Origin of the sequence: Aeromicrobium sp. Leaf350 (genome assembly GCF_916858655.1) — a bacterium.
GTDB lineage: Bacteria > Actinomycetota > Actinomycetes > Propionibacteriales > Nocardioidaceae > Aeromicrobium.
Genome location: NZ_CAKASL010000003.1, coordinates 452,502 through 477,565 on the forward strand (window position 1 = coordinate 452,502; position 25,064 = coordinate 477,565).

A 25,064-nucleotide genomic window follows, 5' to 3' on the forward strand; every position below is an offset into this window, starting at 1 on the left:
GGTGCATGAAGGCCACGCTGTTCGTCGACGTCACCGATCCGTGGTCCTTCATCGGCGCCACGCGGTTCACTCGGGCCGCCGCGACGTACACGATCCTCACGGGCGAGCCGGTCCGCACCACCCTGCGCGCGCACCTGCTGGAGCCCGACGTGGTCTCGAGCGGCCGCCCACTGATGTCGGCGCTCGCCGAGCGTCTCGGCGGCGCCGACAAGGCCGAGCTGCTCAACATCCGGGTCACCGGCGCCGCCCGCATCACCGGCATCGACCTGAACTTCGAGGACGCCGTCGAGGCCAACTCCTTCGACGCCTGGCGCCTGCTCACGTGGGCCGACGAGGCCGGCCCGGGGGTGCAGTTCGACCTCGCGCAGCAGCTGTGGCGCGCCCACCTGCTGGAGGGCGCCGACATCGCCGACCACCTCGTGCTCGCGACGCGGGCCGCGCTGGTCGGGCTCCACCTCGAGACGGCGGAGGCTCTGCTCGCCAGCACCGAGTACGCCGACGCCGTGCACGCACAGCACGCCGCCTCGCTCGAGATCGGGGCGCTCGACGTCGGCTTCGACCAGCTGCCGGCCATCGTGGTCGACGACGAGTGGTCGCTCTCGGGCGTGCACTCCCAGCACGACTACGTCCAGTCGCTCGAGCGCGTGCGCAACGAGCGCGGCGAGCCCTGGCCCGAGAGCCGCTAGGAGGCCCTCGCTCTCACGCAGGCCCCGGGCTAACCCGCCGCTACGTTCCGAAGCACGGGTATCGCTCGAGGGGGACTGTCATGGAGACGCAATCGCACAGCTATTCCTGGGTAGCCGCCGTGCTGGCATCGGCACTGGTGGTCACCCTTCTCGGCGGGGGTGATGCTTCGGCAGAAACGGAGTCGCCGTCGCCGGCAGCCGAAGCCGTCGAGAGCGTGGGCGCAGAGCCTGCTGCGGTGAACGATCTGGCGGTACTCCCATCCTCGTCTGACGCCACCGCGATCGTTGGGGTGCCCGGCGCTGTGCTCGAGATCTCGGTCGAGGCCGGCCAGCGCGTCGAGGGGACGGCCGGGTCGGTTTCTCAGACGTTCGAAGGTACTGGGCCCGACACCCTGGTCACGGTGGAGTCGACTGAGGCCGGTCTTCGGGTACTCAACCAGATCGATTCGGTGGAGTCGCCGATGGAGTTCGAGGTCAACGTCGGGGGCGATGTCGCTTCCCTCGAGGTTCAACTCGACGGGTCTGTCGCGGTGCTGGCCGCGGACGGCAGAGTGCTTGGTGTCTCAGAGGCGCCGTGGGCTGTTGATGCAGACGGCATCGATGTACCGACGAGATATGAGGTGAGAGGCACGACGCTCGTCCAGGTCGTTGAGCACCGCGCTGACGGAGTTGCATATCCGGTCGTCGCGGACCCTGACTTCATCTACCTCGCGCGGTGCGGTGCCGCCATCGGAATCTTCGTAGCGAGTAATGGCAACCTAGTGGGAAAGATCGCGAAGGTGATCGGCAACGCTGCAAAGTTCTACAAGGTGTTGAAGCAGTACAAGTCGAAGGCGAATGCGGTCCGAGCCATCGCCTACGAGCTCTCCGGAGCGAAGGGAGTCGACGAGGTCGTGTCGACGTGCTGGCCGTAAATGGCGCCACTCGTGCAGGCCGCCGCCGGTTCCGGCGCTCGGCCTACTGTGCGACGTTCGCGCTGGCTGGTTTCCTCGACGTGTTGCTGTGCTCGCGGCTCTTCGCACATGCCGACGCCGTGAAATCTCTGTCCTGGGGTGTTGCGGGTGCTGCTGGCTACGCCTTGACCTATCTACTCATCCACGTGACTGCCGTCTCGCTGGGTGTAGATCCCGATCCGGCCTTCGAGCCAGAATCTGACACCGAGCCGGGCCATGAAGAGGACGTGCCGTGGTGGTCCGACCTGGGGTGGAAGGCGCTAGCCGGTCTTCTGGTGATGGGAGCAGTCGTCGCTCTCTTCGCCGCATTCGTCGTCAAGACGATCGTGGTCGTCCTGGTGTTCGCAGCCTTCACCGCCCCCTCATTCGGCGAGGTCGTTCTCGTGATCGTCGCGAGTGGAGCACTGCAGATGCTGGCTCAGCACTACATCGTCGATCCGATCGCGGCGCGGCACGGCATCGCTCTCTGACGTCGTGACAGCGGACCGCCTAGCCGTCACGCGCGCCGGTGTCCTGTGGCTGATCACCGTGGCGACGACGCTCGAGCTGTTGACGCCTCTCCCACGGGAGGCAGGCCTCGTCGTCGCGATCGGTGCCGCTGTTGCGGCGTGCACCCTTCGCTGGTGGCTACGGCCCTTGGGGCACGAGAGCGCGACGGCCTCGTGCCCGGTGCCCGATCCCGACATCCCGTATCTGCAGCGGAGCGGGTCCGGCTGGCGCAACGTCGGACTGCGGGTGGCCGCGTGGTGCGCGATGTCGATCGTGGCGGTCGGGCTCGTCCTGGCGCTCTGTGCGCCGTACCTGCTCGTCGTGACGGCGATCTGGCTGATCGACGGCTCAGCCTCCTCGGGCCGACTCGGCCTCGTCGTCGCGATCGTCGTGGTGTGCCGAATGCTGGTCTTCGCCGCTGAGCGCATCCTGCTCCGAGGCGCTCGCGTCCGGGGGTTCACGGGGTGAGCGACGGCGTAGGTAGTCTCGCTCCATGACTTACACGCTCGTCCTGCTGCGCCACGGGCACAGCGAGTGGAACGCCAAGAACCTGTTCACCGGATGGGTCGACGTCGACCTCAACGAGCAGGGCGTCGAGGAGGCGGGCCGCGGCGCGACGCTGCTGGCCGACGCGGGCATCGCCCCCGACGTGTCGCACACGTCGCTGCTGCGCCGCGCCATCCGCACCTCGCAGATCGTGCTCGACGGCATCGATCGTCACTGGATCCCGGTCAAGCGCTCGTGGCGCCTCAACGAGCGGCACTATGGTGCGCTGCAGGGCAAGGACAAGAAGGCCACCCTCGCGGAGTTCGGCGAGGAGCAGTTCATGACCTGGCGCCGCTCGTACACGACGCCCCCGCCGGCCCTGGCCGACGACTCGGAGTTCAGCCAGGCCGCCGACCCCCGCTACGCGGCGCTGCCCGACGAGCTGCTGCCGCGCACCGAGTGCCTGGCCGACGTGCTCGACCGGATGCTGCCCTACTGGTACGACGAGATCGTGCCCGACCTGCTCGACGGCCGCACCGTGCTGGTGACGGCGCACGGCAACTCGCTGCGCGCGCTCGTCAAGCACCTCGACGGCCTCGGCGAGGACGACGTCGTGGGCCTCAACATCCCGACCGGCATCCCGCTCGTCTACCAGCTCGACGCCGACCTGCGTCCGACCGTGCCCGGCGGCGAGTACCTCGACCCCGCCGCGGCGGCCGACGCCATCGCTGCCGTCGCGAACCAGGGCCGTTAGGCCTCGGTGCCCACCGTGGTGCAGGACCCGGACCTCGTCGCCCGACTTCGCGACTGGTTCGCCGAGCGCGGAGTGGTCGACGAGCGCCGCATGTTCGGAGGGACGACCTTCCTCGACGGCGGCCGGATGTCGGCGTGCGCCAACTCGCGCGGCGCGTTGATGGTGCGGTGCGACCCGGTGCGCACCGACGAGCTCTGCGCCCAGGAGGGCGTCGAGCCGATGGTGATGCGCGGCCGCCCCATGAAGGGGTGGCTGCTGGTCGACGCCTCCGTCGTCACCGACGACGCCGCCCTGCACGAGTGGCTCGAGTCAGCCCTCGCCTACGCCCGCACCCTGCCCCCGAAGTAGGGCGGGGCGCCGGCTTAGTCGTCCAGCTTGTAGCCGAGTCCGCGGACCGTGGTCAGGGTCACCGGGTTCGCCGGGTCGCGCTCGATCTTGGCGCGCAGCCGCTTCACGTGGACGTCGAGCGTCTTGGTGTCACCGACGTAGTCGGCGCCCCAGACGCGGTCGATGAGCTGCCCGCGGGTCAGCACCCGACCCGGGTTGCGCAGGAAGAACTCCAGCAGCTCGAACTCCTTGAGCGGCAGGCGCACCTCCTCGCCCTCGACGCTGACCAGGTGGCGGTCGACGTCCATGCGGATGCGGCCGACGTCGAGCGACGCGGTGTCGTCGATCTCGTCGACCGTGCCTCGGCGCAGGACCGCCCGGATGCGCGCCACGAGCTCGCGCGGCGAGTACGGCTTGGTCACGTAGTCGTCGGCGCCGAGCTCCAGGCCCACGACCTTGTCGACCTCGGTGTCCTTCGCGCTGACCATGATGATCGGCACGGCCGACGTCTGGCGCAGCTGCCGGCACACCTCGGTGCCCGACAGGCCGGGCAGCATCAGGTCCAGCAGCACGATGTCGGCGCCGCCACGGTCGAACTCCAGCAGGGCGTCCGGACCCGTCTCGGCGATCGCGACGTCGAAGCCTTCCTTGCGCAGCACGTACGAGAGAGCCTCGCTGTAGCTGGTCTCGTCCTCGACCACCAGAACTCGGGTCACTTACTTCTCCTCATCGATCTCGGGGTCGAACGCCGGGAGCACCAACGTGAACGTGGAACCGAGTCCAGGTTCGCTCCAGACCTCGACGGAACCGCCGTTGCTGGCGGCGACGTGCTTGACGATGGACAGGCCGAGGCCCGTCCCTCCCGTCGACCGCGCACGGGCGGGGTCGACGCGGTAGAAGCGCTCGAAGATGCGCTCCAGCTCGGAGGCGGGGATGCCCACGCCGTTGTCTGACACCGTGATCTTCACGTCGTCCTCGACCCGCTTGGCGGAGACCGCGACGCGGGACTGCTCGGGGGAGTAGGTCACGGCGTTCTCGACCAGGTTGCTCACGGCGGCGTGCAGCTGGGCGCGGTCGCCGTGCACGAACAGGTCGCCGTCGATGCTCGAGCGCAGGCTGATGGCCTTGGACTCGGCCTCGGTCATCGAGTGCTCGCACGCCTCGGCGACGAGCTCGCCGACCTTGATCGTGACCGCGTCCTCGCTCAACGTGTCGGCCTGGAGGCGGGAGAGGTCGATGATCTGCTGGACGAGCCGGGTGAGGCGCTCGGCCTCGTCGCCCATCCGACCCGAGAACCGGGTGACGGCCTCGGGGTCGTCGGTCGCCTCGCCCACGGCCTCGGCCAGCAGCTTGATCGCCCCGATCGGGGTCTTCAGCTCGTGGCTCACGTTGGCGACGAAGTCGCGGCGGATCATGTCGAGACGTTGGGCCTGCGTGCGGTCCTCGGCGAGCACGAGCATGAGGCGCGAGGTCAGCGGAGCGACCCGGGCGTGCACCTGCAGCGGCGCGGAGCGCTTGATCGGGACTTCGACGTCGGCCTCACGGATCTGGCCGTCGCGGCGGACCTGGCGCACCAGCTCGACGAGCGACTCGGGATGCAGCTCGCCCTCGCGCACGATGCCGAGCGCGACCGCCGGCGCCGACGCCTGCACGACCTCGTCGTCGGTGTCGACGATGACGGCCGAGGAGGCGAGGGAGCGGAGCACGGCCTCGGCCCCCGGGGGCACCAGGGGAGCCTCGACCGCCTCGGGCTCGATCTGCCGCTTCTCGTCGGCCTTCCAGATGAAGGTGATCGCGGCGCCGAGCACGAGGCCGACGGCTCCGGAGAGCACCCAGGCGACTTCTGTGTCCACACTCGTGATCGTACGGCGCTGTTCACCTGGACCTTGCCTTCCAACCCCCGACATCGCGGGGCTTTCTGCGGGCGTTCACGTCTCGTTCACCGGAGGTCGCCCATCGTTCACCGCCTCGGACTAGCCTCGGGGTCATGCGTGATCTCTACTACGAGCAGCTCGACGCGATCGTCGACGACATGGTGACCCTCACGGGTTCCGTGCGTCGTGCCGTCGCCGCTGCCACTGCCGCCCTCCTCAACGCCGACGCGCCGCTCGCCGAGCAGGTCATCGACGGCGACAAGGTCATCGACGAGACCATCGAGGGCATCGAGGAGCGCGCACTGCTGCTCCTCGCCACCCAGCAGCCGGTCGCGACCGACCTGCGCCAGCTCGTCGCGACCCTGCGCATGCTGACCGACCTCGAGCGCATGGGCGACCTGTCCGTCCACGTCGCCAAGGTCGCTCGCCTGCGCATGCCCGAGGTCGCCGTGCCGACCAACCTGCAGCCGACCATCATGGCCATGGCCTCGGTCGCCGACCAGATGATCCACGCGGCCTCGCGCATCGTGGCGAACCGCGACCTCGTCGCCGCCGAGAAGCTCGAGGACACCGACGACGAGATGGACAAGCTCCGCAAGGAGCTGTTCCGCGTGCTCCTCAGCGACAGCTGGAACCACGGTGTCGAGCCGGCGATCGACCTGGCGCTGCTGGGTCGCTACTACGAGCGCATCGGCGACCACGCCGTCTCGATGGCCCGCCGCGTCGTCTACCTCGTCACGGGCGAGGTGCCGTCGCAGGACTGAGCCGCCCTCACGTCGAAGGGCCCCGGCCAGGAGATCTGGTCGGGGCCCTTCGACGTTGCTGGGACGACTCAGTGGCCGCCGGACTCGCCGTGCTCGCCGGAGCGCTCCATGGCGTCCGCACCGGACTCCTTGAGGTTCTCGGCCGGGTCGCCGGTCGGCGGCAGCGCCACGTCGGCGTAGATCGCGTTGCGGGCGACGGACGGGATCTTGATCTCGAGGTCGCCGGCGTCGGCGAACGTGAGGGTCAGCGTGTAGTACAGCCCGATCGTGTCGATGCCGAAGGTCGTGTAGACCTTGCTGCCGAGCCGCTGGGTGCTGTCGTCGGCCAGGCCGAGCGTGCGGGCCTCGCCGGGGGCGATCACGAGGTCCTCGGTGTCGGTGCTGACGAGCTGGAGCTCGATGCCGGCGCTGCTGACGAGCGAGACCGCCGTCAGGCGCTGGTCGGTGTCGGTCGTGTTGATGAGGGTGGCCGAGAGCGTGGCGCTGCCGTTCTCGCCCGTGACGAGCAGGCCGTTGAGCACCTGGACGTCGGCGGCGCGGTCGTCGGCGCCGATGCTGGCCTGGTACTGCTGGTTCGTCTGTGCGTTGAAGCTGGTGCCGCAGGCACCGACGGTCAGGACGAGCGCGGCGACGGCGGTCGCGGCGAGGGTTCGACGGTGGCGGGCGAGACGCACGGCGAGGGCCTTTCGCGGGGGGCGGGCAACGGGGCCGATCCTAGCGAAGTCAGGTGACCGACGAGCCACCGAGTGCCGTCGTCGCACGCTCGCAGGCGTCCGGCATGAAAAACGGCCAAGAACGGCCTGAGCGCGCCGTGGTAAAGTGGGTTCTCTAGGAAAGGTGCTTCCTCCATGACTTTTACGGTCGGCGAAACGGTTGTCTATCCCAATCACGGGGCGGCAGTCATCGAAGACATCGAGACCCGAAAGATCAAGGGAGAGGACCGCGACTACCTGGTTCTGCGCATCATCGCGCAGAACGACCTGGTCGTCCGCGTCCCCGCCTGCAACCTCGACCTCGTCGGTGTGCGTGACGTGGTCGATGCCGACGGTCTCGAGAAGGTCTTCAGCGTCCTGCGTGCGGAGCACGTCGAGGAGCCGACCAACTGGTCGCGTCGCTACAAGGCGAACCTGGAGAAGCTGCACTCCGGTGACGTCATGAAGGTCTCGGAGGTCGTCCGCGACCTCTGGCGCCGCGGCAACGACCGCGGTCTCTCGGCCGGCGAGAAGCGCATGCTCGCCAAGGCGCGTCAGATCCTGGTCTCCGAGCTCGCGCTCGCCGAGAACACCAACGAGGACAAGGCCGAGGCCCGCCTCGACGAGGTCCTCGCCAGCTGATCTCGCACCAACAGCACTCGACCACCGCGCGGTTCGCCGCCGGTGGTCGAGCTCGTTGTGGGGGTGCCGCAGCGCGTGTCAGGCGTCGAGCAGCAGGGCGGTCGCGATCGCCGCGACGCCCTCGCCGCGGCCCGTGAGCCCGAGGCCGTCCGTCGTGGTGCCCGACACGCTCACCGGGGCTCCGATCGCGGCGCCCAGCACCTCCTGCGACTCCGCGCGGCGCGTGCCGACGCGAGGCGTGTTGCCGATGACCTGCACCGCCACGTTGGCAATCTCGAAGCCCGCGTCGCGGACGCGAGCAGCGGCCTCGGTCAGGAACTCGACCCCGGAGGCGCCGGCACGGCGGGGGTCGTCGACTCCGAACACCGAGCCGATGTCGCCCAGCGCGGCGGCGCTCAGCAGGGCGTCGACCATCGCGTGGGCCGCGCAGTCGCCGTCCGAGTGCCCGTCGAGACCCTGGACGGCGTCCGGCCAGAGGAGCCCTGCGACCCACAGGGGACGCCCGTCGACGAGCCGGTGCACGTCGGTGCCGATGCCGGTTCTCATGTCGTCGATCATGCCGCACGACGCCCCCGCGTCACGGTGGAAGGGGCAGGGTCCCAGGGCCGATAGGCTGGGGCCGTGACTGTGCGGCTCTATGACTCCGTCAGCCGGGAGACGACCGACCTCGTGCCGGTGGTCCCCGGCCGCGTGGGCATCTACCACTGCGGCCTCACGGTGCAGGGCCCGCCGCACCTGGGCCACATCCGCAAGGAGGTCGTCTTCGACGTCCTGCGACGGTGGCTCGAGCGCGCCGGCTACGAGGTCACGATCGTCGCCAACGTCACCGACATCGACGACAAGATCATCGCGAAGGGCGCCGAGCAGGGCCGTCCCTGGTACGCCGTGGCCTACGAGAACGAGCGAGCCCTCCATGCCGCGTACGAGGTGCTGGGCTGCACGCCCCCCACGTACGAGCCGCGCGCCACGGGCCACGTGCCCGAGATGATCGAGATGATGCAGACGCTCATCGAGCGCGGTCACGCCTACCCGGCCGACGACGGCTCCGGCGACGTCTACTTCGACGTGCGTTCCTGGCCCGCCTACGGCGAGCTCAGCAACCAGAAGGTCGACGACATGCAGGCGGCCGAGGACGCGCCGCCGGAGGGCAAGCGCGACGCCCGCGACTTCGCGCTCTGGAAGGGCCACAAGGAGGGCGACCCCGAGTCGGCCTCGTGGCCAACGCCGTGGGGCCGCGGCCGACCCGGCTGGCACCTGGAGTGCTCCGCGATGGCGGCCAAGTACCTCGGCCACGAGTTCGACATCCACGGCGGCGGCCTCGACCTGCGCTTCCCGCACCACGAGAACGAGCTCGCGCAGTCCACGGCGGCCGGCCAGGCCTTCGCCCGACGGTGGATGCACAACGCGATGCTGAACCTCGGCGGCGCCAAGATGTCCAAGAGCGTCGGCAACACCCTCGCGGTCAGCGAGGTCGTGAAGCGCTTCCCCGCCATCGCGGTGCGCTACTACCTGCTCGCGGCCCACTACCGCTCGATCATCGAGTACTCCGAGGAGGCGCTCGGCGAGACGGCCGTCGCCTTCGAGCGCATCGCGGGATTCGTCACGCGCGCCGCGGAGCTGGTTGGCCCGGGCGAGCCGGGCGAGGTGCCGGCCGACTTCGCGGCAGCGATGGACGACGACCTGTCCGTGCCCGCGGCGCTGGCGGTGCTGAACGGTGTCGTCACCCGCGGCAACGGCCAGCTCGCGACCGGCGGACCTGAGCTCGTCACCACGCTCGCCCAGGTGCGAGGCATGCTGGACGTGCTGGGGGTCGACCCCTTGTCGCCGGTGTGGAGCGGACGGCAGGACCCTTCCGGGGCCGGCTCCGCGCTCGACAGCCTGGTGGGCGACCTGCTCGAGCAGCGCGCGACCGCGCGCGCCGACAAGGACTTCGCGGCGGCCGATCGTGTGCGCGACCAGCTCACGGCCGCCGGAATCGAGATCGAGGACACGCCGCACGGTCCGCGGTGGTCCGTGAAGGGACTCTGATGCCAGGGAACAGCCAGCGCCGAGGGGCGATCAAGAAGTCCGGCAAGGGCAACCCCACCGCCGGGTCCGGCGGCCGTCGCCGCCAGGGGCTCGAGGGCAAGGGGCCGACGCCGCGCGCGGAGGAGCGTCCCAACCACAAGGCCTACAAGATGGCCCGCGCCGCCGACAAGCGTCAGGCCGCCCGGCCGAAGCGCAAGGGCAGCGACGGCGGTCCCGAGTGGGTCGCCGGCCGCAACCCGGTGGTCGAGCTGCTGCGCGCCAAGGTGCCCGTGGCCGGGCTCTACATCGGTGAGGGCATCGAGCGCGACGAGCGCCTGCGCGAGATCTTCCGCCTCTCGTCGGAGCACCACGTCCCGATGCTCGAGATCTCCCGCAACGAGCTCGACCGGCTGACGGGCGGGGCCGTGCACCAGGGGATCGCCGCCAAGCTCAACGCCTACGACTACGCGCACCCCGACGACCTGATCGATCTGGCCGCCGAGCGCGGCGAGGACCCGCTCATCCTCGTGCTCGACGGCGTCACCGACCCGCGCAACCTGGGAGCGGTGGTGCGCTCCGCCTCCGGCTTCGGCGCCCACGGCGTCGTCATCCCCGAGCGTCGCTCGGCCCAGATGACGGCCTCGGCCTGGAAGACCTCCGCCGGCGCTGCCGCGCGCGTGCGCGTGGCGCGGGCGACCAACCTGACGCGCCAGATCAAGGCGTACCAGGAGGCCGGACTCATGGTCATCGGCCTGGCCGCCGACGGCGACGTGTCGCTGCCCGACCTCGAGCTCTCCGACGGACCGCTCGTCGTCGTGATCGGCAGCGAGGGCAAGGGCATCTCGCGACTCGTCGCGGAGAACTGCGACCAGCTCGTGAGCATCCCGATGGCCTCGGACCTGGAGTCCCTCAACGCGGGTGTCGCCGCGGGCATCGCCCTCTACGCCGTCTCGCAGCAGCGCTGATCCGTCGGCGCGCGGCTTCGGTCGCGCGCCCGCAGGATGGGTGCATGACCTGGTTCGAGACGAGCAGGACCTCCGAGGCCGTCGTGACGGCCGACCGCGCCGACGTGTGGGCGGCGCTCGTCGATCCCTCGGCGATCGCGGAGATGACTCCGCTCGTCGAGCGGATCGAGGCCGACGGTGACCACTGGCGCTGGCAGCTGCAGAACGTGCCCGGCCTGGGGGTCAGCATCGCTCCGGCGTTCACCGTGCGGCTCGAGACCGACGAGCCCGACCGGATCGCGTTCGTGCACGACCCGCCCGAGGGCGAGCGGGAACGGGCCGGTGTGGAGGGCATCTACCTGCTGAGCGAGGTCGAGCAGGGGACACGACTGAAGATCGACCTGACCGTGCGGGTCGACCTGCCGCTGCCGCGGCTCACCAAACCAGCGGTCACGACCTCGATGCAGGGCGTGCTCGCCTCGATGGGCAAAGGCTTCTCGAGCGCGCTGCTCCGCCGCCTCGGAGCGGAGCAGCTCGACGTCTGACTAGATGGAATTGACAATCGTTCTCAGGAAGTGATGGGGTGACGCCCATGATCCTTCCTGCTTGCTCCCTTCTCCTGCGACGCCGCCACGCGGCCGTGCTCGGTGCCGTGGCACTGGGCCTGGCCGCCTGTGGAACCGAGACCGACGCCGACGACGACACGGCAGCCACCGCGGCCGAGCCGGTCGAGGTCGACCACGCCGAGCCCCGTCTCGTCGTCGCGTACCCCGACCACGTCGAGTTCTTCGACGCGACCACGATCGAGTCGCTCGGCACCGTCGAGACCGACTCGGCCGTCTACGTGCAGACCGCCGCCGACGGTCGTCACGTCTTCACGCTGGCCCACCAGGACGAGAAGATCGGCCTGGTCGACTCCGGCACCTGGACCGAGGCGCACGGCGACCACGGCCACTCCTTCACGCTCGACCCGAGCAGCACGGCCCTCGACCTGGACGGCCTCTCGTACCACGCGGTCAGCGACGACGAGCGCAGCGTCATCTGGTTCGACGACCTCGGGGCGTTCGGCGTGCTCGACCACGACGAGCTCGAGGGAGGCACGATCGAGCCGCAGATGTTCGAGGTCGGCGAGCCGCACCACGGCGTCGCCGTGCCGACCGCCGACGGCGGATTCCTCGCCTCGGTCTCGGCCGACGGTGAGGCCACCGGCGTCGCCGTGCTCGACGCCACGGGCGCCGAGACCAACCGGTTCGAGACCTGCCCCGGTCTGCACGGCGAGAGCCACGTCGGTGAGACGGGCTACGCCTTCGGCTGTGGCACCGGCATCCTCGTCGTCGACGGGGGCCAGGCGACCTCGATCCCCTCGCCCGTCGAGGGCGCCGGCACGGGCACCCTCGCGTCCGACCACGAGAGCACGATCGTCGCGGGCGCGCTGTCGGCCGAGGACCGTCCGGAGCTCGGCTCGCAGCTCGCGCTCTACGACACGGCGACCGGCGCGTCGCGCGCCGTCGAGCTCGGTGCGCCGTTCAGCAACCTCGTGGTGAGCGAGGGGCGTGCGATCGTCGTCGGCACCGACGGCGCGCTGCGCGTGGTCGACCTGGCGAGCGGCGAGGTGACCACGGTGCCCGCGATCGCCGAGTGGGAGAAGACCGACGACTGGCAGGAGCCGCGTCCGTACCTCGCGGTGGCCGGCGACACGGTGTGGATCACCGACCCGCAGGCGGGAGCCATCCACACGCTCGACCTCGCGACCAGTGCGCTCGAGACCACCGAGGTCGAGGGTGGGCCCGGCCGTCTGGTGGTCGTGAACGCCGACCACGCAGGCCACAGCCACTGACCGCGGCGCCCCGACCGGGTGCTGGGGCTCAGGTCCCCAGCACCCGGTCGAGGTAGGGATTGGTGAACAGCCGTCGCGGGTCGGTCTCCTCGCGGATCGCGAGGAAGTCGTCGAAGCGCGGGTAGCGCTCGCGGAAGTACTCGGATCCGAGGGTATGCATCTTCCCCCAGTGGGGGCGGCCCTCGTGGGCCGTGAAGACGTCCTGGGCGGCGGCGAAGTAGGCGGTCGGATCCGTGCGGTGGTACTGGTGCACCGCGACGTAGGCGTTGTCGCGCTCGAAGCCGGTCGACATCCACACGTCGTCGGCCCCCGTGAAGCGCACCTCGATCGGGAACGACACCAGCTCGTGGCGGGCCGCGAACCACGCCTGCAGCTCCGCGATCACCGCGGGCAGGGCCGCGCGCGGCACGGCGAACTCGGACTCGCGGAATCGGACCCGACGGGGCGAGACGAAGACGTCGTAGGAGTCCGACACGTACGTGCGGGCGCCGAGCATCGAGCCCGACACGGAGTTGATCCGGGGGATCACCGAGGGTCGGCGGGCGGCGACGCGCTGCACACGCTCGTAGACGGTGTTCGAGAGCAGCTCGTCGTCCCACCAGTGGCGCAGGCGGCTGAGCGGCCGCGGCTCCGTGCCGGAGGGCACCCGGCTGTTGCGCTTGAGCAGGGCCTTCTCGGTGTGCGGGAACCAGTAGAACTCGGCGTGGTCGTAGTCGTCGGCCAGCTCGTCGAGGCGGCCGACCAGGTCGGGCAGCTCCGCGGGCTCCTCGCGCGCCTCCAGGAGGAAGGCCGGCACGCAGCGGAGCGTCACCTCGGTGACGATGCCGAGGGCACCGAGACCGACCGGCACGGCGCGGGCCCACGCGTGGTCGGGGCCGATCTCGAGCACCTCGCCGTCACCCGTCACGAGCTGCAGGGCCTCGACTGCCGCGGCGATGCCGTGCAGGCGTCCGCCGGTGCCGTGAGTGCCGGTGGAGATCGCGCCGGCGACCGACTGCGGGTCGACGTCGCCGAGGTTGGGCAGGGCCAGTCCGAGCGCCTTCAGGAGGGGGTTGAGCTCGTGCAGCGAGATCCCGGCCTGCACGCGCACGAGCCCCGTGGTGGTGTCGTGGTCGAGCACCCGATTCATGCGGGACAGGCTGAGGCTGATGCCCTCGGTCGCGGCGATGGACGTGAACGAGTGGCCGGCTCCGTGGGCCTTGATCGTGACCTTCTCGCGCGCGGCACGGGCGACGAGGGCCTGCACGTCCGCGGTCGAGGCGGGGTGCTCCAGCGCCACGGGGGAGGTGCGGACGTTGCCGGCCCAGTTGCTCCAGGTGGTCGAGGTCGTCATCCGAAGTTCTTCCCCTCGCCGCGGTAGGTCGGGTGGGTCTCGACGTCGCCCTCGCCCACCACGTGCACGGCGTCGAAGCGCTCGCACATCTCGCCCGCCTTCGCGTGGCGGAACAGGACGCGGTCGCCGGGGCGGAGCTGCCGGGCGGCCTTGCCCGTGACGGGGGTCTGGACCTCTCCGGTGCCCTCCGTGCCGACGAGTGACAGGCCCTCGGGGTGGACCGGCGTCGGCACGCGGGAGTCGCCGGCCGGCCCCGACGCGACGTAGCCGCCGCTGAAGCACGTCGCGATGCCGCGGGCGGGCCGCCGCACGACGTCGAGGGCGAAGAACGCGGCGGGTCGCGACTCGAAGGCTTCGTACCCGTCGAAGAGCGTGGGACAGAACATCCCGGATCCGGCCGTGAGCTCGGTGATGGCGGGGTCGGCGCCGGTGACCTCGAGGCTTCCCGTGCCGCCGGCGTTGACGACCCGGAGGTCGGCCACGGCGCCCACGGCCTCGACGACCTCGGAGCGGCGCTCCAACAGCTCGGCGGCCGACCGCTTCTTCACGAGGCGCACGGCGGCGGAGCTGTCGGGCAGGCCCGCGATCTGGGCGTCGTAGAACATGAGTCCGGCGAGGTCGAAGCCAGGTCGCCGGGAGATCGCCTCGGCCAGGCGCCGCGCCTGCTTGGCGCTGTGCACGGGGGAGCGGCGGACGCCGAGGTGCACCGGGCCGACCTTCAGCGAGGCGTCGACGTCGAGGCAGACCTTCACGGTCGGGTGCCGCAGCCCGAGGACGCCGTCGATCGCGTCGAGGGAGTCCAGGGAGTCGACCATGACCGTGATCGCGTCCAGGCGGTGCTGCTCGGCGGCGAGGTCGCGCAGTGCCGGTGCGTTCACGGTGGGGTATGCAAGCAGGATGTCGTCGTGCCCGAGGTCCGCGAGCCAGACGCTCTCGGCCAGCGAGTACGTCATCAGGCCCCGGAACGCGGGGTCGGTGAGCGCCCGGTCGATGACGGATCGGACGCGCACGGACTTCGTCGCGACGCGGATCGGCACGCCGTCGGCGCGCCGGGCGAGGTCCGCCAGGTTCGCGTCGAGCGCGATGCCGTCGAGCAGGGCCAGCGGCGCGGGCAGGTCGCGCGTCGCGTCGAGAAGATGGGCGGCGTCGGTCACGGCCTCAGTATGCCCACGACTACGATGTCGTACGCGGCTTCCGCCGTACGCCCCTGTAGCTCAGTTGGTAGAGCGCTTCTCTTGTAAAGAAGATGTCGCGGGTTCGACTCCTGTCGGGGGCTCCATCACTCAGCCGTCGGTCTGGCGGATCGACCCGAGCACGACGTCCGGGTCGACGCGGGCCTCGGCGATCTGGCGAGCGATGTCGATCAGCTTGCGGTTGGCGGCCTGCGAGGTGCGTGCGAGCACGGCGAAGGCCTCGTCGGCCGACACGCCGTAGCGCTGCATCAGGATGGCCTCGGCCTGGCCGATGACGGTGCGGTTCACGACGGCCGTCTCGAGGCCGTCCTTGCTCTGGGCGGCCTCCATCGCCACCGCGATGTGGGCGGCAAGCGCCTGCGCCTCGGGCACGCCGGAGGGGTCGAAGGCGCCGGCGACGGACGAGTAGAGGTTCAGCGAGCCGCGGAGGCGGTCGGTGACGAGCGGAAGGCTCAGGACGCCGCGGATCCCGAGCTCGCGCTGCACGGTCGGCGTCCACTGGGGCCAGCGCTCGTCGCGGCTGAGGTCGGTGCTCGCGGTCAGCTCGACGTCGGCGACGGCCTGGAGGCACGGCCCGGAGGTGGTCTCGTACTGGCGTGCTCGCAGCCGGGCGTGGTCTCCAGGGCGATCGCGACGGCGAGGTCGAGCGTTGCCTGGAGGCCCTTCTCGGCACTCATCAATCGGGAGAACTCAGCAAATCGCTGCACTGCGTCGAGCATGATTGAAAATTCTAGCGTCGCGGTCCGAGAACGCCAGGTGAAGCTCGACGGGGGCTCGAGCGCCGCTGCGGTCCCTCAGTACCCGGTGTTCCAGCCCACGACGAAGGCGATGATGCCGGCAGCGATCGGGACGACGCCGCCGAAGACCACGACCAGCACCCAGGCCCATCCCGGCATGATCGGACCGGACGACGAGGGCGGCAGGAACGGCTGCGGCTGCTGCGGGTGCTGGTAGTACGGCGGCTGCTGCTCGGGCGGCGGTGGAGGCGGGGGCGACGACGTCATGCGGCATCGTGGCACGCCGCCGGCTCGCCCCACGTGAGAACTGGGTGAACTTCTCGCCGAGAGCCGCCACGTGCCGTGCAGTTGTCGGTGCCGGTGCCTATCGTTGAGGTCAACCGAGGCGAGGAGTCGAGGATGCCGGAACCGCTGTGGGACCCCGCCCAGCTGGAGGCGCGCTTCGAGCAGGTGCGCGCCGAGACCGAGGCCCTGGCCGAGCCCCTCTCGCCCGAGGACCAGACGGTGCAGTCGATGCCCGACGTCTCGCCCACCAAGTGGCATCGCGCCCATGTCACGTGGTTCTTCGAGACCTTCCTGCTGGCCGAGGCGGAGTCGCACTTCTCGCCCTTCCAGGAGCAGTACTGGTTCCTCTTCAACAGCTACTACGAGGCCGTCGGGCCGCGGTACACCCGTGCCGACCGGGGCTACATCACCCGGCCAGGCGCGCACGACGTCGGCCTGTACCGGCAGAACGTCGACGCCCGCGTGCGTGACCTGATCAGCAGCGTCGACGGCGGCACGCTCGACAAGCTCGGCTCCACGATCGAGCTCGGCTTCCACCACGAGCAGCAGCACCAGGAGCTGCTGCTCATGGACATCAAGCACGTGCTCTCGGTCAACCCGCTCCGCCCCGTCTACGCCGGTGCGCCCGCCGTGCCGTCCGAGCCTGACGAGATGGGCTGGATCGACGTCGAGGGCGGCCTGGTCGAGGTGGGCCACGAGGGCTCAGGGTTCAGCTTCGACAACGAGCTCCCGCGGCACCGCGCCTGGCTCGAGCCCTACCGCGTCGCCGACCGGCTCGTCACCAACGGCGAGTGGATGGAGTTCATGGCCGCCGGCGGCTACGAGCGCCACGAGCTGTGGCTCTCCGACGGCTGGGCGAAGGTCAAGGCCGAGGAGTGGCGCTCCCCGTTCTACTGGCGCGACGACGACGGCACGTGGTCCGAGCACACCCTGCACGGCACGCACCCGGTCGATCCGGGTCTGCCGGTCACGCACGTCAGCCACTACGAGGCCGACGCCTACGCCACCTGGCGGGGTCTCCGCCTGCCCACCGAACCGGAGTGGGAGCACGCGGTCGACGTCGCGGGCCCCGGCCCCTCGTTCTCCGGATCCGGACCCACGCTGCACCCCCGCGCTGCCGAGCCGGCCACCGGACGCCTGCGGCAGGTGCAGGACTCCTGCTGGCAGTGGACCGGGTCGGCGTACCTGCCGTACCCCGGCTTCTCTGCCCCGGCCGGTGCGATCGGTGAGTACAACGGCAAGTTCATGTCGGGCCAGATGGTGCTGCGCGGCGGCTCCGCTCTCACGCCTGCGGGTCACGCGCGGCACACCTACCGCAACTTCTTCCCGCCGGGTGCGCGCTGGGCCATGACGGGCGTCCGCCTGGCCGACGGCGGGGCTCCGGCATGAGCCGGCCGCCTGAACCGTCCGTGCACGTGGCGCTCGACGCCGAGGGCACCACGAGCAGCCTGGTGGCCGACGTCCGTCGGGGGCTTGGCTCGGTGCCGCGCACCCTCCCGCCGAAGTGGCTGTACGACGACTGTGGGTCCGAGCTGTTCGACCAGATCACGCGGCTGCCCGAGTACTACCCGACCGAGGCCGAGCGCCGTCTGCTCGCCCAGCACGCCGCCGACGTCGTGCGCGAGACCGCCGCCTCGACCCTCGTCGAGCTCGGCAGCGGCACGAGCGACAAGACCCGCACGCTGCTCGACGCCTTCACCGAGGGCGGCATCCTGCGGCGCTTCGTCCCGGTCGACGTCAGCGAGGCGACGTTGCGCTCGGCCGCGAGCATGCTGGTGCAGCGCTACCCGGGCCTGACGGTCGAGCCCCTCGTCGGCGACTTCACCCTCCACCTCGGCCACCTGCCCTCGGGTGACCGCAAGGTCGTGGCGTTCCTCGGTGGCACGATCGGCAACTTCTACGTCGAGGAGCGGGCCGCGTTCCTCGGCGCGCTGGCCGACTCCCTGGCGCCGGGCGACTTCCTGCTGCTCGGCACCGACGTCGTGAAGGACGCTGACCGCCTCGTGGCCGCGTATAACGACTCGGCGGGGGTCACGGAGGCCTTCGTGACCAACAGCCTGGCGGTGCTCAACCGGGAGCTCGGCGCCGACTTCGACCTCGACGCCTTCACCTATGTGCCGTTCTGGGACCCCGCGATGGAGCGCATGGACCTCCGGCTGCGGGCCGAGACCCCGCAGCGGGTCACCCTGCCGGGCGCCGACCTGGTCGTCGAGCTCGCGGCGGGGGAGGAGATCCGGGTCGAGATCTCCACGAAGTTCCGGCCCGACCAGCTCCGCGACGAGCTCGCGGCCGCCGGTTTCGCGACCGACCACCTCTGGACCGACGGCGACTTCGCCCTCACCCTCGCCCGCCGCCTCCCCTGACCCAATGACCGCTCGCGAGAGACTTTGTTACCCCTGGCGAGAGACTTTGTCTGTGGTCAGGAGTGAGTATTTCGCCTGGTCGGCGGACGAGCGGTGACAAGCTCACTCCCGAGCGGTAACAAGCGCACTCGCGAGGGGTCAGCGGGTCGGGTCAGCGGGTGAGTCGGGACGTCATCGTGTAGTCCTTGGCGGGCCCGGTGACGTTCCAGACGACCGCCCACGCGTCTGACGCCGCGGTGTCGATGCGGCCCTCGTAGACGTCGGCACCGCACGGGTGCACGACGGGCGCATCGGTCTCCCACGGGTGGAAGTCGCGGCCGTCGTCGAACGTGACCCACCAGCCGTCGTCGCGCTGCTCGACGAACAGGGTGCGGTAGATCGGTGCCGATCCGCCCTCCCACGTCATGGTGCCGTTCTCGGACCAGCGGATGCGGCCGTCGTCGTCCAGGCTGAGCTCACTGGTGCCGTGGACGTGCCGCACGGGTCCGAGCCGGTCGTCGACCCGGCGGGAGAGCTGCCAGGTCCCCAGCAGGTCACGAGGGTCGGTGGAGCTCACGCGTCGAGCCTGGTCGTCGCGGGCGGGCGGGTCAAGTCGCTGCGACGATGAGGACATGACCGACCTCGAGCCCCGGGTGCGCACCGCCCTCACCCAGCTGATCGACGACGGCGACCTCCCGGGCGCCACGTGGGCCCTGGTGGTGGGCAGGGGTGAGCAGCGGACGGTCCACGTCGAGTCGGCAGGCACCTGCTCCGACGACACGATCTTCCGGATCGCGTCGCTCACCAAACCGGTCGTGGGCGTCCTCACGAGGATCCTCGTCGAGGAGGGCGTGCTGGGTCTCGCCGACCCGGTCACCCGTTGGGTGCCGGAGCTCGAGGGTCGGCAGGTGCTGCGGTCGCCGGGCGCCGAGCTGGACGACGTCGTCCCTCCCGCCCGCGACCTGACCGTCGCCGACGTCCTGGAGATGGGCGCCGGGCTCGGGTGGAGCCCCGTGCTGGAGGGCACCCCGCTGCAGCGGGCCCAGGTCGAGACGGAGCTGGAGTCGACGTGGCAGCCGAGCCCGCTGGAGCCGGACGAGTGGGTGCGGCGCCTCCGCGACGTCCCGATGGCCCACCAGCCGGGTGAGGGCTGGCTCTACCAGATGTCGTTCGACCTGCTGCCAGTCGTGCTCGAACGCGCCGCAGGAGCAGGGCTCGACGAGATCCTGGCCGAGCGGCTGCTCGAGCCGCTGAACATGGCCGACACCGGTTGGCAGGTCGGCCCGGACCAGCTCGGTCGGGTGCCCGCCCAGTTCTTCCCCGACGGCAGCGGTGGGCACGTCGAGGTGTCACCGGAGGCGGACCCCTCCCTGGCCGAGCGACCGGCGTTCCGCTCGGCCGCGACAGGACTGCTCTCGACCGCTGCCGACCTGGCCGCCTTCGTGTCGTTGCTGCTCGAGGACGGTGCCGGCCCGCGCGGGCCGGTGGTCCCGGCGGCGGTGCTGCACCACCTGGCGGGCGACCGACTCGGTCACGAGGCGCGGGTGATGGCGCAGGCCGACCTCGGCCCGAAGCTCGGCTGGGGCCACGGCGTCGCGGTGGACCTCGAGCCGGCCTACCCCGGCTCGCACGTCGGGAGGTTCGGGTGGCACGGAGGCACGGGCACGTCGATGTGGGTCGATCCCACCGCCGGCCTCGGAGCGGTGCTGCTGACCCAGCACGGCCTGGGCGACCCGAACGGCGCGGACTACCTCGACACGTTCTGGTCGGCCGTCCACGCCGTGTGACCCGGGCACTGCCGGCTGCAGGCGCAGGAACGCCGCAGGGGCGGACCCGGATCGGGCCCGCCCCTGCGGCGTCAGTGCTGCGTGACTACTCGGCGGCGTCGAGCGCGGCGGCGACGCGGCGGTGCGCCTCCCAGATCTCCTCCGGCAGGCCGTCGAACTGCGCGAGGTGCTTCTCGCGGTGGCTCATCTCCTGCTTCCAGCGCTCGATGTCGATCGTCAGGACCGTGTCGAGGTCGGCGAGGCCCTGCTCGTCCAGACCCTCGAGCAGCAGCTCCTCGCGCTTCGGGATGACGCCGACGGGCGTCTCGACGCCCTCGACCTCACCGTTCATGTACTGCATGAGCCACACGAGCGGACGCAGGTTCTCGCGGTAGCCCGGCCACAGGAAGCGGCCGTCGTCACCCCGCTGGAACCAGTTGACGTGCGCGAAGATCGGCTTCGTCGTGGCCCGGCTGAAGACCTCGAGCCAGTGCGCGGCGTAGTCAGCCTCGGAGTACGACATGAAGGGGCGCATCGACATGGGGTCGTACCGCAGCACGCCCTCCAGGCCGTCGGCCGCGGCCGTGGCCTCCGCGCCCAGCGTCAGGCCGTCGTACACGCCCTCGGCGACGTCGTTGATCGCGCGCACCAGCGGCTCGCGGTCACGGGTGCGGCCACCGAAGATGACGCCGTGGATCTCGACGCCCGCCGGGTTCTCGAAGTCCTTCGCGACGTTCGGCACGTTGGCCAGCGTCGTGGTGAACCGGCTGTTCGGGTGGGCCCACGGGGCGTCGACCTCGTCGCCCGTGCGGTCGGCGATGAGGTCGCCCTTCCAGTCCTCCCAGCCGTCGAGGTCGGCCGGCTTGTCGCCCTTGCCCTCCCACCAGACCTCCTGGGTCTTGGCGTTGTAGGCGACGTTGGTGAAGATCGCGCCCGTGCCGGGCACGATGGAGTCGACCGCGGTGGGGTTGGTCTTCTCGTTGGTGTCCTTCGCGACGCCGAAGACGCCGTTCTCGGGGTTCATCCCGTAGAGCTTGCCGTCCTCGCCGACCCACAGCCACGCGATGTCGTCGCCGTAGAACTCGACGTAGTACCGGTCGCCCAGCGCGTCGGGGGCCAGCGTCATGGCGAGGTTCGTCTTGCCCGAGGCCGAGGGGAAGCCGCCACAGATGTGGTACTTCTTGCCGGTCTCCTTGTCGACGACGCCGAGCAGCATGAACTGCTCGACGAGGAAGCCGTTCTTCCAGCCGTCGTAGGAGCCCTGGCGCAGGCCGTGGGCGATCTTGCCCAGCAGCGCGTTGCCGCCGTAGGACGAGCCGAAGTGCAGGATCGTGCGCTCGTCGGCGACCGTCACGAAGTAGCGCTGGTCCTCCGGCGTGCCCTGGCCCAGGTTCGGCAGGTCGCCCGTGACGTGCACGGCGTGGACGAACGAGGCGCCCAGGTCGTTGATGTACTCCACGCCCACGCGCGCCATGCGGATCATCTGCATGACGACGTTGCGGTTGTCGGTCAGCTCGACACCGGCTGCGAACTCCTCCAGCGGGGAGCCGGGAGGCGCCATCAGGTAGGGGATCACGTACATCGTCTTGCCGGCCGACGCGCCGGTCATGAGGCCGACCAGCTTGTCCTTCATCTCGGCCGCGGGACGCCAGTTGTTGTAGATGCCCTTGTCGTTCTCGTCGCTCGTGGCGACGATCGTGCGCTCCTCGGCGCGGGCGGTGTCCTTGAAGTAGCTGCGCGAGTAGTAGCGGCCCTCGCCGACCGGGAGGAGCTCACCGGCCTCGACGGCCTCGGCGACCAGGCGGTCGTCGTCACTGGCGTTCACGACCTCAAGTCGCTCGGCTCCGGTGACCTCGAACCAGTGCTTCACGTACTCGCGCACGTGGGTGTTGGTGAGTCCGGCAGCGTCCAGGGTTGCGTCGACGTCGGTCATCGCCCGTGGGTTCCTCTCGGTTGTACAGGGTGCCTCCGCGGGCACCTTGCAGGGCATCGTGCCACATACGGGCGACGTGGGGCCCGGCAGCATCGAGGGGCGTCGGTCAGCGATCGGTGAAGTTCGCGGCGCGCTTCTCGCGGAAGGCCGTGGTGCCCTCTGTGAAGTCGTCGGCCGCCAGGAGCCCCGCCTGACCGTCGAGCTCGACCGCGAAGGCGTGGTCGAGGCTCCCGAGGGTCGCGTCGTTGACCGCGGCCTTCGTCCGCGCGTACGCGACGGAGGGGCCGTTCGAGAGTCGGGCGAGGACGTCGCTCACGTGGGCGTCGAAGGCGTCAGCCCGCGAGACGGACGCGATGAGCCCGAGCGCCGCGGCCTCCTCGGCGGTGACGCGCTCGGCGAGCAGCGCCATGCGCATGGCCGTGGCGCGGCCGACCGCCGCCGCGACGAGGGCGCTCGCCCCGCCGTCGGGCATCAGGCCGATCTTGGTGAAGGCCAGCATGAAGAACGCCTGGTCGCTCGCGAGGGTGATGTCGGCGGCGAGCGCGATCGGCACGCCGATGCCGGCACACGGTCCCTGGACCACCGAGACGACGGGCAGGGGAGAGGTCGTCAGGGCTCGCACCAGACGCTCGCCGGCGACGATCGTGTCGGTCGCCGGGGGCCCGTCGTCGGCGCTCACGTCGCCGCCGATGTCGGCGCCGGAGCAGAAGCCGCGTCCCTCGGCACGCAGCGCGATGACCCTCGCGCCCGTCTCGGCGGCACCCTCGACGACGTCAGCGAGATCGTCGAGCATCTCGGTGTTGACCGCGTTGAGGGTCGAGCCACGGCGGAGCCACACGGTCAGGACGTCGTGGTCGAGGGACGAGCCGACGGCGTCGCCGGACCGGGTGCCAGGAGTCAGGTCAGTCATGCCGCGACCCTAGCGCAGTCAGCGGTGACCGCACCGGGTCCGCAGTGCCGGCGGTAGCGGTCCCCGACACTGGGTGCATGACCTATCTCCTCTTCTCCTACGGGACGCTCCGCCTCCCGGCGGTGCAGGCCGACGTGTTCGGCGGGCCCGTGCCGAGCGAGGCGGACGCCGTCGTCGGCCACGTGCTGGGAGAGGTGCGGATCGAGGACCCGCGGGTGCTCGAGCTCAGCGGCATCGAGGTGCATCCCGTCCTGCTGCCGAGCTCCGACCCCGACGCGCGGGTCGACGGCGTCGTGCTCGTGCTCGACGACCAGCAGCTCGCGGCGGCCGACGCCTACGAGGTCGACGCCTACCGGCGGGTCGAGGTGCCGCTGCAGTCCGGTCGCACGGCCTGGGTGTACGCGCTCGCCTGATGATTTCGGTGATCCTGCCTAGGCTGCCCGTATGACGTCCTCCGGCGCCCGCCCGACACCCCTGCGCGAGACGTGGGGCCCAGGCCTCGAGGGGAGGTCCGTCGACACCGATCGCCTCACGGATCTCTACCGCTGGCCCGACGACCGCCCGTGGGTGCGCGCGATGATGGCCACGACGCTCGACGGAGCCGCCGCCGGCGGCGACGGCGTCAGCGGGTCGGTCTCCTCGGACGCCGACCGACTCGTCTTCGGCGAGGTGCGACGTCGTGCGGACGCCGTCCTCGTGGGCGCCGGCACCCTGCGTGCCGAGGAGTACACCCCGATGCGGGCCAAGGACGCCGACCTCGCGGACCGTCGGGCCGCAGGTCAGCTCGACGCTCCCGTCCTCGTCGTCGTCAGTCGGTCGCTCGACCTGCCGTGGCAGCTGCCGGTGTGGGCGGAGTCGACGCACCCGCCGGTGGTGGTGACGGACGGCTCGGCCACGCCCGAGCGCACCGCCGCGGCCCACGACCGTGTCGACGTCGTGACGCTGGACGACCTCGCACCTCAGCGTCTCGTGGAGGCCGTGGTCGGTCGTGGGCTCCCTCGCATCGTCTGCGAGGGCGGCCCGCACCTCCTGCGCGACCTGCTGGCCGCCGGCGTCGTCGACGAGGCCGACATCACGGTGTCCCCGATGTTCGTGGGTACCGCAGGTTCGCCGTCCACCCCGTTGCTGTCCGAGGCGGTGCGGGGTGAGCTGGCCGGCCTGCTCGTGGGGGATGATTTCCTGATGGCCCGCTACCTCCTCACGTCGTCGTGACCTGGCTCGGACAGCTGGCACGGCTGGCGGAACGGTACGCCGACGACCTCGACCAGCCCGTGAAGCCGTTGACGATCGGCGACCGCTCGATCGACACCGACGTCGATCCCGTGCTCATGGGGGTCGTCAACCTGTCGCGCGACTCCGCCTACCGCGAGAGCATCGCGGTCAGTGCCGAGTCGGCGCTGCGCAAGGCCCGCGTGCAGGTCGCCCAGGGTGCCCACGTGGTCGACGTCGGAGCCGAGTCCAGCCGACCCTCGGCCTCGGGCGTCGACCCGGGTGAGCAGCTCCGGGCGCTCCGTCCGGTCGTCGAGGCGATCAGCGCGGAGGGCATCCCGGTGTCGGTCGAGTGCTACGACACCGAGGTGGCGCGCGTGGGCCTGGAGTCCGGGGCCACCGTCCTCAACCTCACCGGCTCGGGCGACGACGACGTCATGTTCGCCCAGGCCGCCGAGCACGGCGCGACCGTGATCCTGTGCCACATCCGCGGGGTCCACGCCCGCGACCTCGACGGCACCGACGTCCAGGACGATCCGTTCGAGGAGATGCTCGACGCGTTCGGTCGGCGCCTCGAGCGGGCGTCCGAGCTGGGCGTGCCGAGCCTGGCGATCGATCCGGGCATCGGATTCGGCTTCCGGATGCACGACCCGGCCTCACGCGCCCGCTACCAGGCGACGACGCTGGTGAGCTCGTTCCGGCTGCGCCGGCTCGGGGCGCCGATCTGCCACTCGCTGCCGCACGCCTTCGACGTCTTCGAGGACCAGTTCCGCACGGCCGAGGGATTCTTCGCCGTCCTGGGGCACCTGGGTGGAACGGGGGTCTACCGCACGCACGAGGTGGCCCACGTCCGCGCGGTGCTCGAGGCGGTCTCGCTGGTCGACTCGCTCGCCTGAGCGAA

30 protein-coding genes and 1 tRNA gene are annotated in these 25,064 nt (G+C 70.8%); 19 read left to right on the forward strand and 12 right to left on the reverse strand.

Going from position 1 to position 25,064, the window contains the following annotated elements:
• Nucleotides 1-5: 5 nt before the first annotated feature.
• The 6 genes from LO931_RS15790 (at nucleotide 6) to LO931_RS15815 (ending at nucleotide 3,716) form a co-directional block, all read left to right on the forward strand.
• A complete protein-coding gene (locus LO931_RS15790) occupies nucleotides 6-686 on the forward strand; it encodes a DsbA family protein (protein WP_229054803.1) in 681 nt (226 codons plus the stop codon).
• An 80-nt stretch (nucleotides 687-766) separates the two neighbouring features.
• Nucleotides 767-1,600 (forward strand): hypothetical protein, encoded by an 834-nt coding sequence (locus LO931_RS15795; protein ID WP_229054804.1) that lies wholly within the window; start codon nucleotides 767-769, stop codon nucleotides 1,598-1,600.
• Nucleotides 1,588-2,109 (forward strand): hypothetical protein, encoded by a 522-nt coding sequence (locus LO931_RS15800; RefSeq protein WP_229054805.1) that lies wholly within the window; start codon nucleotides 1,588-1,590, stop codon nucleotides 2,107-2,109. Before LO931_RS15795 ends, LO931_RS15800 begins: the two co-directional genes overlap by 13 nt.
• Before the next feature lie 4 nt (nucleotides 2,110-2,113).
• Nucleotides 2,114-2,596 (forward strand): hypothetical protein, encoded by a 483-nt coding sequence (locus tag LO931_RS15805; RefSeq protein WP_229054807.1) that lies wholly within the window; start codon nucleotides 2,114-2,116, stop codon nucleotides 2,594-2,596.
• A gap of 25 nt (nucleotides 2,597-2,621) precedes the next feature.
• The gene (locus LO931_RS15810; RefSeq protein ID WP_229054809.1) at nucleotides 2,622-3,368 is read left to right on the forward strand and encodes a phosphoglyceromutase; all 747 of its coding nucleotides are present in this window, start codon (nucleotides 2,622-2,624) and stop codon (nucleotides 3,366-3,368) included.
• A 15-nt stretch (nucleotides 3,369-3,383) separates the two neighbouring features.
• Nucleotides 3,384-3,716: a TfoX/Sxy family protein gene (locus LO931_RS15815; RefSeq protein WP_229054810.1), complete on the forward strand. Its 333-nt coding sequence runs from the start codon at nucleotides 3,384-3,386 to the stop codon at nucleotides 3,714-3,716.
• Nucleotides 3,717-3,730: 14 nt separating this feature from the next.
• On the opposite strand, the gene LO931_RS15820 is transcribed toward LO931_RS15815, so the two are convergent.
• Nucleotides 3,731-4,411 (reverse strand): response regulator transcription factor, encoded by a 681-nt coding sequence (locus LO931_RS15820; RefSeq protein ID WP_229054811.1) that lies wholly within the window; start codon nucleotides 4,409-4,411, stop codon nucleotides 3,731-3,733.
• Nucleotides 4,412-5,548, reverse strand: a complete 1,137-nt coding sequence (locus LO931_RS15825; RefSeq protein ID WP_229054812.1) for a cell wall metabolism sensor histidine kinase WalK — start codon at nucleotides 5,546-5,548, stop codon at nucleotides 4,412-4,414.
• A gap of 134 nt (nucleotides 5,549-5,682) precedes the next feature.
• Here LO931_RS15825 and phoU point away from each other — a divergent pair, with 134 nt between their 5' ends.
• Nucleotides 5,683-6,333: a phosphate signaling complex protein PhoU gene (phoU, locus tag LO931_RS15830; RefSeq protein WP_229054813.1), complete on the forward strand. Its 651-nt coding sequence runs from the start codon at nucleotides 5,683-5,685 to the stop codon at nucleotides 6,331-6,333.
• 68 nt (nucleotides 6,334-6,401) lie between these two features.
• Here the strand turns inward: phoU and LO931_RS15835 are convergent, their stop codons facing one another.
• Entirely contained in the window at nucleotides 6,402-7,007 is a 606-nt protein-coding gene (locus LO931_RS15835) for a copper chaperone PCu(A)C (RefSeq protein WP_229054814.1), read from the reverse strand.
• A gap of 174 nt (nucleotides 7,008-7,181) precedes the next feature.
• Here LO931_RS15835 and LO931_RS15840 point away from each other — a divergent pair, with 174 nt between their 5' ends.
• Nucleotides 7,182-7,667, forward strand: a complete 486-nt coding sequence (locus LO931_RS15840; RefSeq protein ID WP_229054815.1) for a CarD family transcriptional regulator — start codon at nucleotides 7,182-7,184, stop codon at nucleotides 7,665-7,667.
• Nucleotides 7,668-7,745: 78 nt separating this feature from the next.
• On the opposite strand, the gene ispF is transcribed toward LO931_RS15840, so the two are convergent.
• On the reverse strand, nucleotides 7,746-8,213 hold the full coding sequence (ispF, locus tag LO931_RS15845) for a 2-C-methyl-D-erythritol 2,4-cyclodiphosphate synthase (protein ID WP_229054816.1): 468 nt from the start codon (nucleotides 8,211-8,213) through the stop codon (nucleotides 7,746-7,748).
• A gap of 75 nt (nucleotides 8,214-8,288) precedes the next feature.
• Here ispF and cysS point away from each other — a divergent pair, with 75 nt between their 5' ends.
• Genes cysS through LO931_RS15865 form a run of 4 tightly spaced genes read left to right on the forward strand, consistent with a single transcriptional unit; the run spans nucleotide 8,289 to nucleotide 12,455 of the window.
• The gene (gene cysS / locus LO931_RS15850) at nucleotides 8,289-9,695 is read left to right on the forward strand and encodes a cysteine--tRNA ligase (protein ID WP_370636152.1); all 1,407 of its coding nucleotides are present in this window, start codon (nucleotides 8,289-8,291) and stop codon (nucleotides 9,693-9,695) included.
• Nucleotides 9,695-10,639, forward strand: coding sequence for a 23S rRNA (guanosine(2251)-2'-O)-methyltransferase RlmB (gene rlmB / locus LO931_RS15855; protein ID WP_229054817.1), 945 nt, complete (start codon nucleotides 9,695-9,697; stop codon nucleotides 10,637-10,639). The genes cysS and rlmB overlap by 1 nt, the downstream gene beginning before the upstream one ends.
• A gap of 44 nt (nucleotides 10,640-10,683) precedes the next feature.
• The gene (locus tag LO931_RS15860; protein WP_229054819.1) at nucleotides 10,684-11,163 is read left to right on the forward strand and encodes an SRPBCC family protein; all 480 of its coding nucleotides are present in this window, start codon (nucleotides 10,684-10,686) and stop codon (nucleotides 11,161-11,163) included.
• Nucleotides 11,164-11,210: 47 nt separating this feature from the next.
• Nucleotides 11,211-12,455 carry a hypothetical protein gene (locus LO931_RS15865; protein ID WP_229054820.1) on the forward strand — a complete coding sequence of 415 codons (1,245 nt, stop codon included), beginning with the start codon at nucleotides 11,211-11,213 and terminating at the stop codon, nucleotides 12,453-12,455.
• Between the two features lie 28 nt (nucleotides 12,456-12,483).
• On the opposite strand, the gene LO931_RS15870 is transcribed toward LO931_RS15865, so the two are convergent.
• Both LO931_RS15870 and LO931_RS15875 read right to left on the reverse strand, forming a co-directional pair.
• On the reverse strand, nucleotides 12,484-13,788 hold the full coding sequence (locus tag LO931_RS15870) for a D-arabinono-1,4-lactone oxidase (protein WP_229054821.1): 1,305 nt from the start codon (nucleotides 13,786-13,788) through the stop codon (nucleotides 12,484-12,486).
• Complete coding sequence (locus LO931_RS15875; RefSeq protein ID WP_229054822.1) at nucleotides 13,785-14,942, reverse strand: alanine racemase; 1,158 nt, start codon at nucleotides 14,940-14,942, stop codon at nucleotides 13,785-13,787. The genes LO931_RS15870 and LO931_RS15875 overlap by 4 nt, the downstream gene beginning before the upstream one ends.
• Nucleotides 14,943-14,991: 49 nt before the next feature.
• Here LO931_RS15875 and LO931_RS15880 point away from each other — a divergent pair.
• Nucleotides 14,992-15,067: transfer RNA gene (locus LO931_RS15880), tRNA-Thr, on the forward strand.
• Between the two features lie 4 nt (nucleotides 15,068-15,071).
• On the opposite strand, the gene LO931_RS15885 is transcribed toward LO931_RS15880, so the two are convergent.
• From LO931_RS15885 to LO931_RS15895, 3 genes are all read right to left on the reverse strand, one after another.
• Nucleotides 15,072-15,587 (reverse strand): GAF and ANTAR domain-containing protein, encoded by a 516-nt coding sequence (locus LO931_RS15885; protein WP_229055159.1) that lies wholly within the window; start codon nucleotides 15,585-15,587, stop codon nucleotides 15,072-15,074.
• Nucleotides 15,521-15,700: a hypothetical protein gene (locus LO931_RS15890; RefSeq protein WP_229054825.1), complete on the reverse strand. Its 180-nt coding sequence runs from the start codon at nucleotides 15,698-15,700 to the stop codon at nucleotides 15,521-15,523. The genes LO931_RS15885 and LO931_RS15890 overlap by 67 nt, the downstream gene beginning before the upstream one ends.
• Before the next feature lie 75 nt (nucleotides 15,701-15,775).
• Nucleotides 15,776-15,985, reverse strand: a complete 210-nt coding sequence (locus tag LO931_RS15895; protein WP_229054826.1) for a hypothetical protein — start codon at nucleotides 15,983-15,985, stop codon at nucleotides 15,776-15,778.
• A gap of 132 nt (nucleotides 15,986-16,117) precedes the next feature.
• Between LO931_RS15895 and egtB the strand changes: the two genes are divergently transcribed.
• Together egtB and egtD are read left to right on the forward strand one after the other, a co-directional pair.
• A complete protein-coding gene (egtB, locus tag LO931_RS15900; protein WP_229054827.1) occupies nucleotides 16,118-17,392 on the forward strand; it encodes an ergothioneine biosynthesis protein EgtB in 1,275 nt (424 codons plus the stop codon).
• The gene (gene egtD / locus LO931_RS15905; RefSeq protein ID WP_229054830.1) at nucleotides 17,389-18,366 is read left to right on the forward strand and encodes an L-histidine N(alpha)-methyltransferase; all 978 of its coding nucleotides are present in this window, start codon (nucleotides 17,389-17,391) and stop codon (nucleotides 18,364-18,366) included. The genes egtB and egtD overlap by 4 nt, the downstream gene beginning before the upstream one ends.
• Nucleotides 18,367-18,517: 151 nt before the next feature.
• Here egtD and LO931_RS15910 read toward each other — a convergent pair whose 3' ends face one another.
• Nucleotides 18,518-18,922 (reverse strand): DUF6314 family protein, encoded by a 405-nt coding sequence (locus LO931_RS15910; RefSeq protein WP_229054831.1) that lies wholly within the window; start codon nucleotides 18,920-18,922, stop codon nucleotides 18,518-18,520.
• A 55-nt stretch (nucleotides 18,923-18,977) separates the two neighbouring features.
• Between LO931_RS15910 and LO931_RS15915 the strand changes: the two genes are divergently transcribed.
• Nucleotides 18,978-20,132: a serine hydrolase gene (locus LO931_RS15915; RefSeq protein ID WP_229054832.1), complete on the forward strand. Its 1,155-nt coding sequence runs from the start codon at nucleotides 18,978-18,980 to the stop codon at nucleotides 20,130-20,132.
• Between the two features lie 85 nt (nucleotides 20,133-20,217).
• Here the strand turns inward: LO931_RS15915 and LO931_RS15920 are convergent, their stop codons facing one another.
• Both LO931_RS15920 and LO931_RS15925 read right to left on the reverse strand, forming a co-directional pair.
• Nucleotides 20,218-22,044, reverse strand: a complete 1,827-nt coding sequence (locus LO931_RS15920) for a phosphoenolpyruvate carboxykinase (GTP) (protein WP_229054833.1) — start codon at nucleotides 22,042-22,044, stop codon at nucleotides 20,218-20,220.
• Nucleotides 22,045-22,150: 106 nt separating this feature from the next.
• Nucleotides 22,151-22,954 (reverse strand): enoyl-CoA hydratase-related protein, encoded by an 804-nt coding sequence (locus LO931_RS15925; protein ID WP_229054834.1) that lies wholly within the window; start codon nucleotides 22,952-22,954, stop codon nucleotides 22,151-22,153.
• Between the two features lie 77 nt (nucleotides 22,955-23,031).
• On the opposite strand from LO931_RS15925, the gene LO931_RS15930 reads away from it, so the two are divergent.
• From LO931_RS15930 to LO931_RS15940, 3 genes are read left to right on the forward strand one after another with little or no spacing between them, the layout of a single operon-like run.
• Nucleotides 23,032-23,367 (forward strand): gamma-glutamylcyclotransferase family protein, encoded by a 336-nt coding sequence (locus LO931_RS15930; RefSeq protein WP_229054836.1) that lies wholly within the window; start codon nucleotides 23,032-23,034, stop codon nucleotides 23,365-23,367.
• A gap of 31 nt (nucleotides 23,368-23,398) precedes the next feature.
• A complete protein-coding gene (locus tag LO931_RS15935; RefSeq protein WP_229054838.1) occupies nucleotides 23,399-24,166 on the forward strand; it encodes a dihydrofolate reductase family protein in 768 nt (255 codons plus the stop codon).
• Nucleotides 24,163-25,059 (forward strand): dihydropteroate synthase, encoded by an 897-nt coding sequence (locus LO931_RS15940; RefSeq protein ID WP_229054839.1) that lies wholly within the window; start codon nucleotides 24,163-24,165, stop codon nucleotides 25,057-25,059. The genes LO931_RS15935 and LO931_RS15940 overlap by 4 nt, the downstream gene beginning before the upstream one ends.
• Nucleotides 25,060-25,064: the final 5 nt, after the last annotated feature.

Bases quoted from the DNA above. Each gene is read 5' to 3' on its own strand.
- LO931_RS15790 (WP_229054803.1), top strand. From the start codon at position 6: ATGAAGGCCACGCTGTTCGTCGACGTCACCGATCCGTGGTCCTTCATC.
- LO931_RS15795 (WP_229054804.1), top strand. From the start codon at position 767: ATGGAGACGCAATCGCACAGCTATTCCTGGGTAGCCGCCGTGCTGGCA.
- LO931_RS15810 (WP_229054809.1), top strand. From the start codon at position 2,622: ATGACTTACACGCTCGTCCTGCTGCGCCACGGGCACAGCGAGTGGAAC.
- phoU (WP_229054813.1), top strand. From the start codon at position 5,683: ATGCGTGATCTCTACTACGAGCAGCTCGACGCGATCGTCGACGACATG.
- LO931_RS15840 (WP_229054815.1), top strand. From the start codon at position 7,182: ATGACTTTTACGGTCGGCGAAACGGTTGTCTATCCCAATCACGGGGCG.
- ispF (WP_229054816.1), bottom strand. From the start codon at position 8,213: ATGAGAACCGGCATCGGCACCGACGTGCACCGGCTCGTCGACGGGCGT.
- rlmB (WP_229054817.1), top strand. From the start codon at position 9,695: ATGCCAGGGAACAGCCAGCGCCGAGGGGCGATCAAGAAGTCCGGCAAG.
- LO931_RS15860 (WP_229054819.1), top strand. From the start codon at position 10,684: ATGACCTGGTTCGAGACGAGCAGGACCTCCGAGGCCGTCGTGACGGCC.
- LO931_RS15865 (WP_229054820.1), top strand. From the start codon at position 11,211: ATGATCCTTCCTGCTTGCTCCCTTCTCCTGCGACGCCGCCACGCGGCC.
- LO931_RS15870 (WP_229054821.1), bottom strand. From the start codon at position 13,788: ATGACGACCTCGACCACCTGGAGCAACTGGGCCGGCAACGTCCGCACC.
- LO931_RS15890 (WP_229054825.1), bottom strand. From the start codon at position 15,700: ATGCTCGACGCAGTGCAGCGATTTGCTGAGTTCTCCCGATTGATGAGT.
- LO931_RS15895 (WP_229054826.1), bottom strand. From the start codon at position 15,985: ATGACGTCGTCGCCCCCGCCTCCACCGCCGCCCGAGCAGCAGCCGCCG.
- egtB (WP_229054827.1), top strand. From the start codon at position 16,118: ATGCCGGAACCGCTGTGGGACCCCGCCCAGCTGGAGGCGCGCTTCGAG.
- egtD (WP_229054830.1), top strand. From the start codon at position 17,389: ATGAGCCGGCCGCCTGAACCGTCCGTGCACGTGGCGCTCGACGCCGAG.
- LO931_RS15915 (WP_229054832.1), top strand. From the start codon at position 18,978: ATGACCGACCTCGAGCCCCGGGTGCGCACCGCCCTCACCCAGCTGATC.
- LO931_RS15920 (WP_229054833.1), bottom strand. From the start codon at position 22,044: ATGACCGACGTCGACGCAACCCTGGACGCTGCCGGACTCACCAACACC.
- LO931_RS15925 (WP_229054834.1), bottom strand. From the start codon at position 22,954: ATGACTGACCTGACTCCTGGCACCCGGTCCGGCGACGCCGTCGGCTCG.
- LO931_RS15930 (WP_229054836.1), top strand. From the start codon at position 23,032: ATGACCTATCTCCTCTTCTCCTACGGGACGCTCCGCCTCCCGGCGGTG.
- LO931_RS15935 (WP_229054838.1), top strand. From the start codon at position 23,399: ATGACGTCCTCCGGCGCCCGCCCGACACCCCTGCGCGAGACGTGGGGC.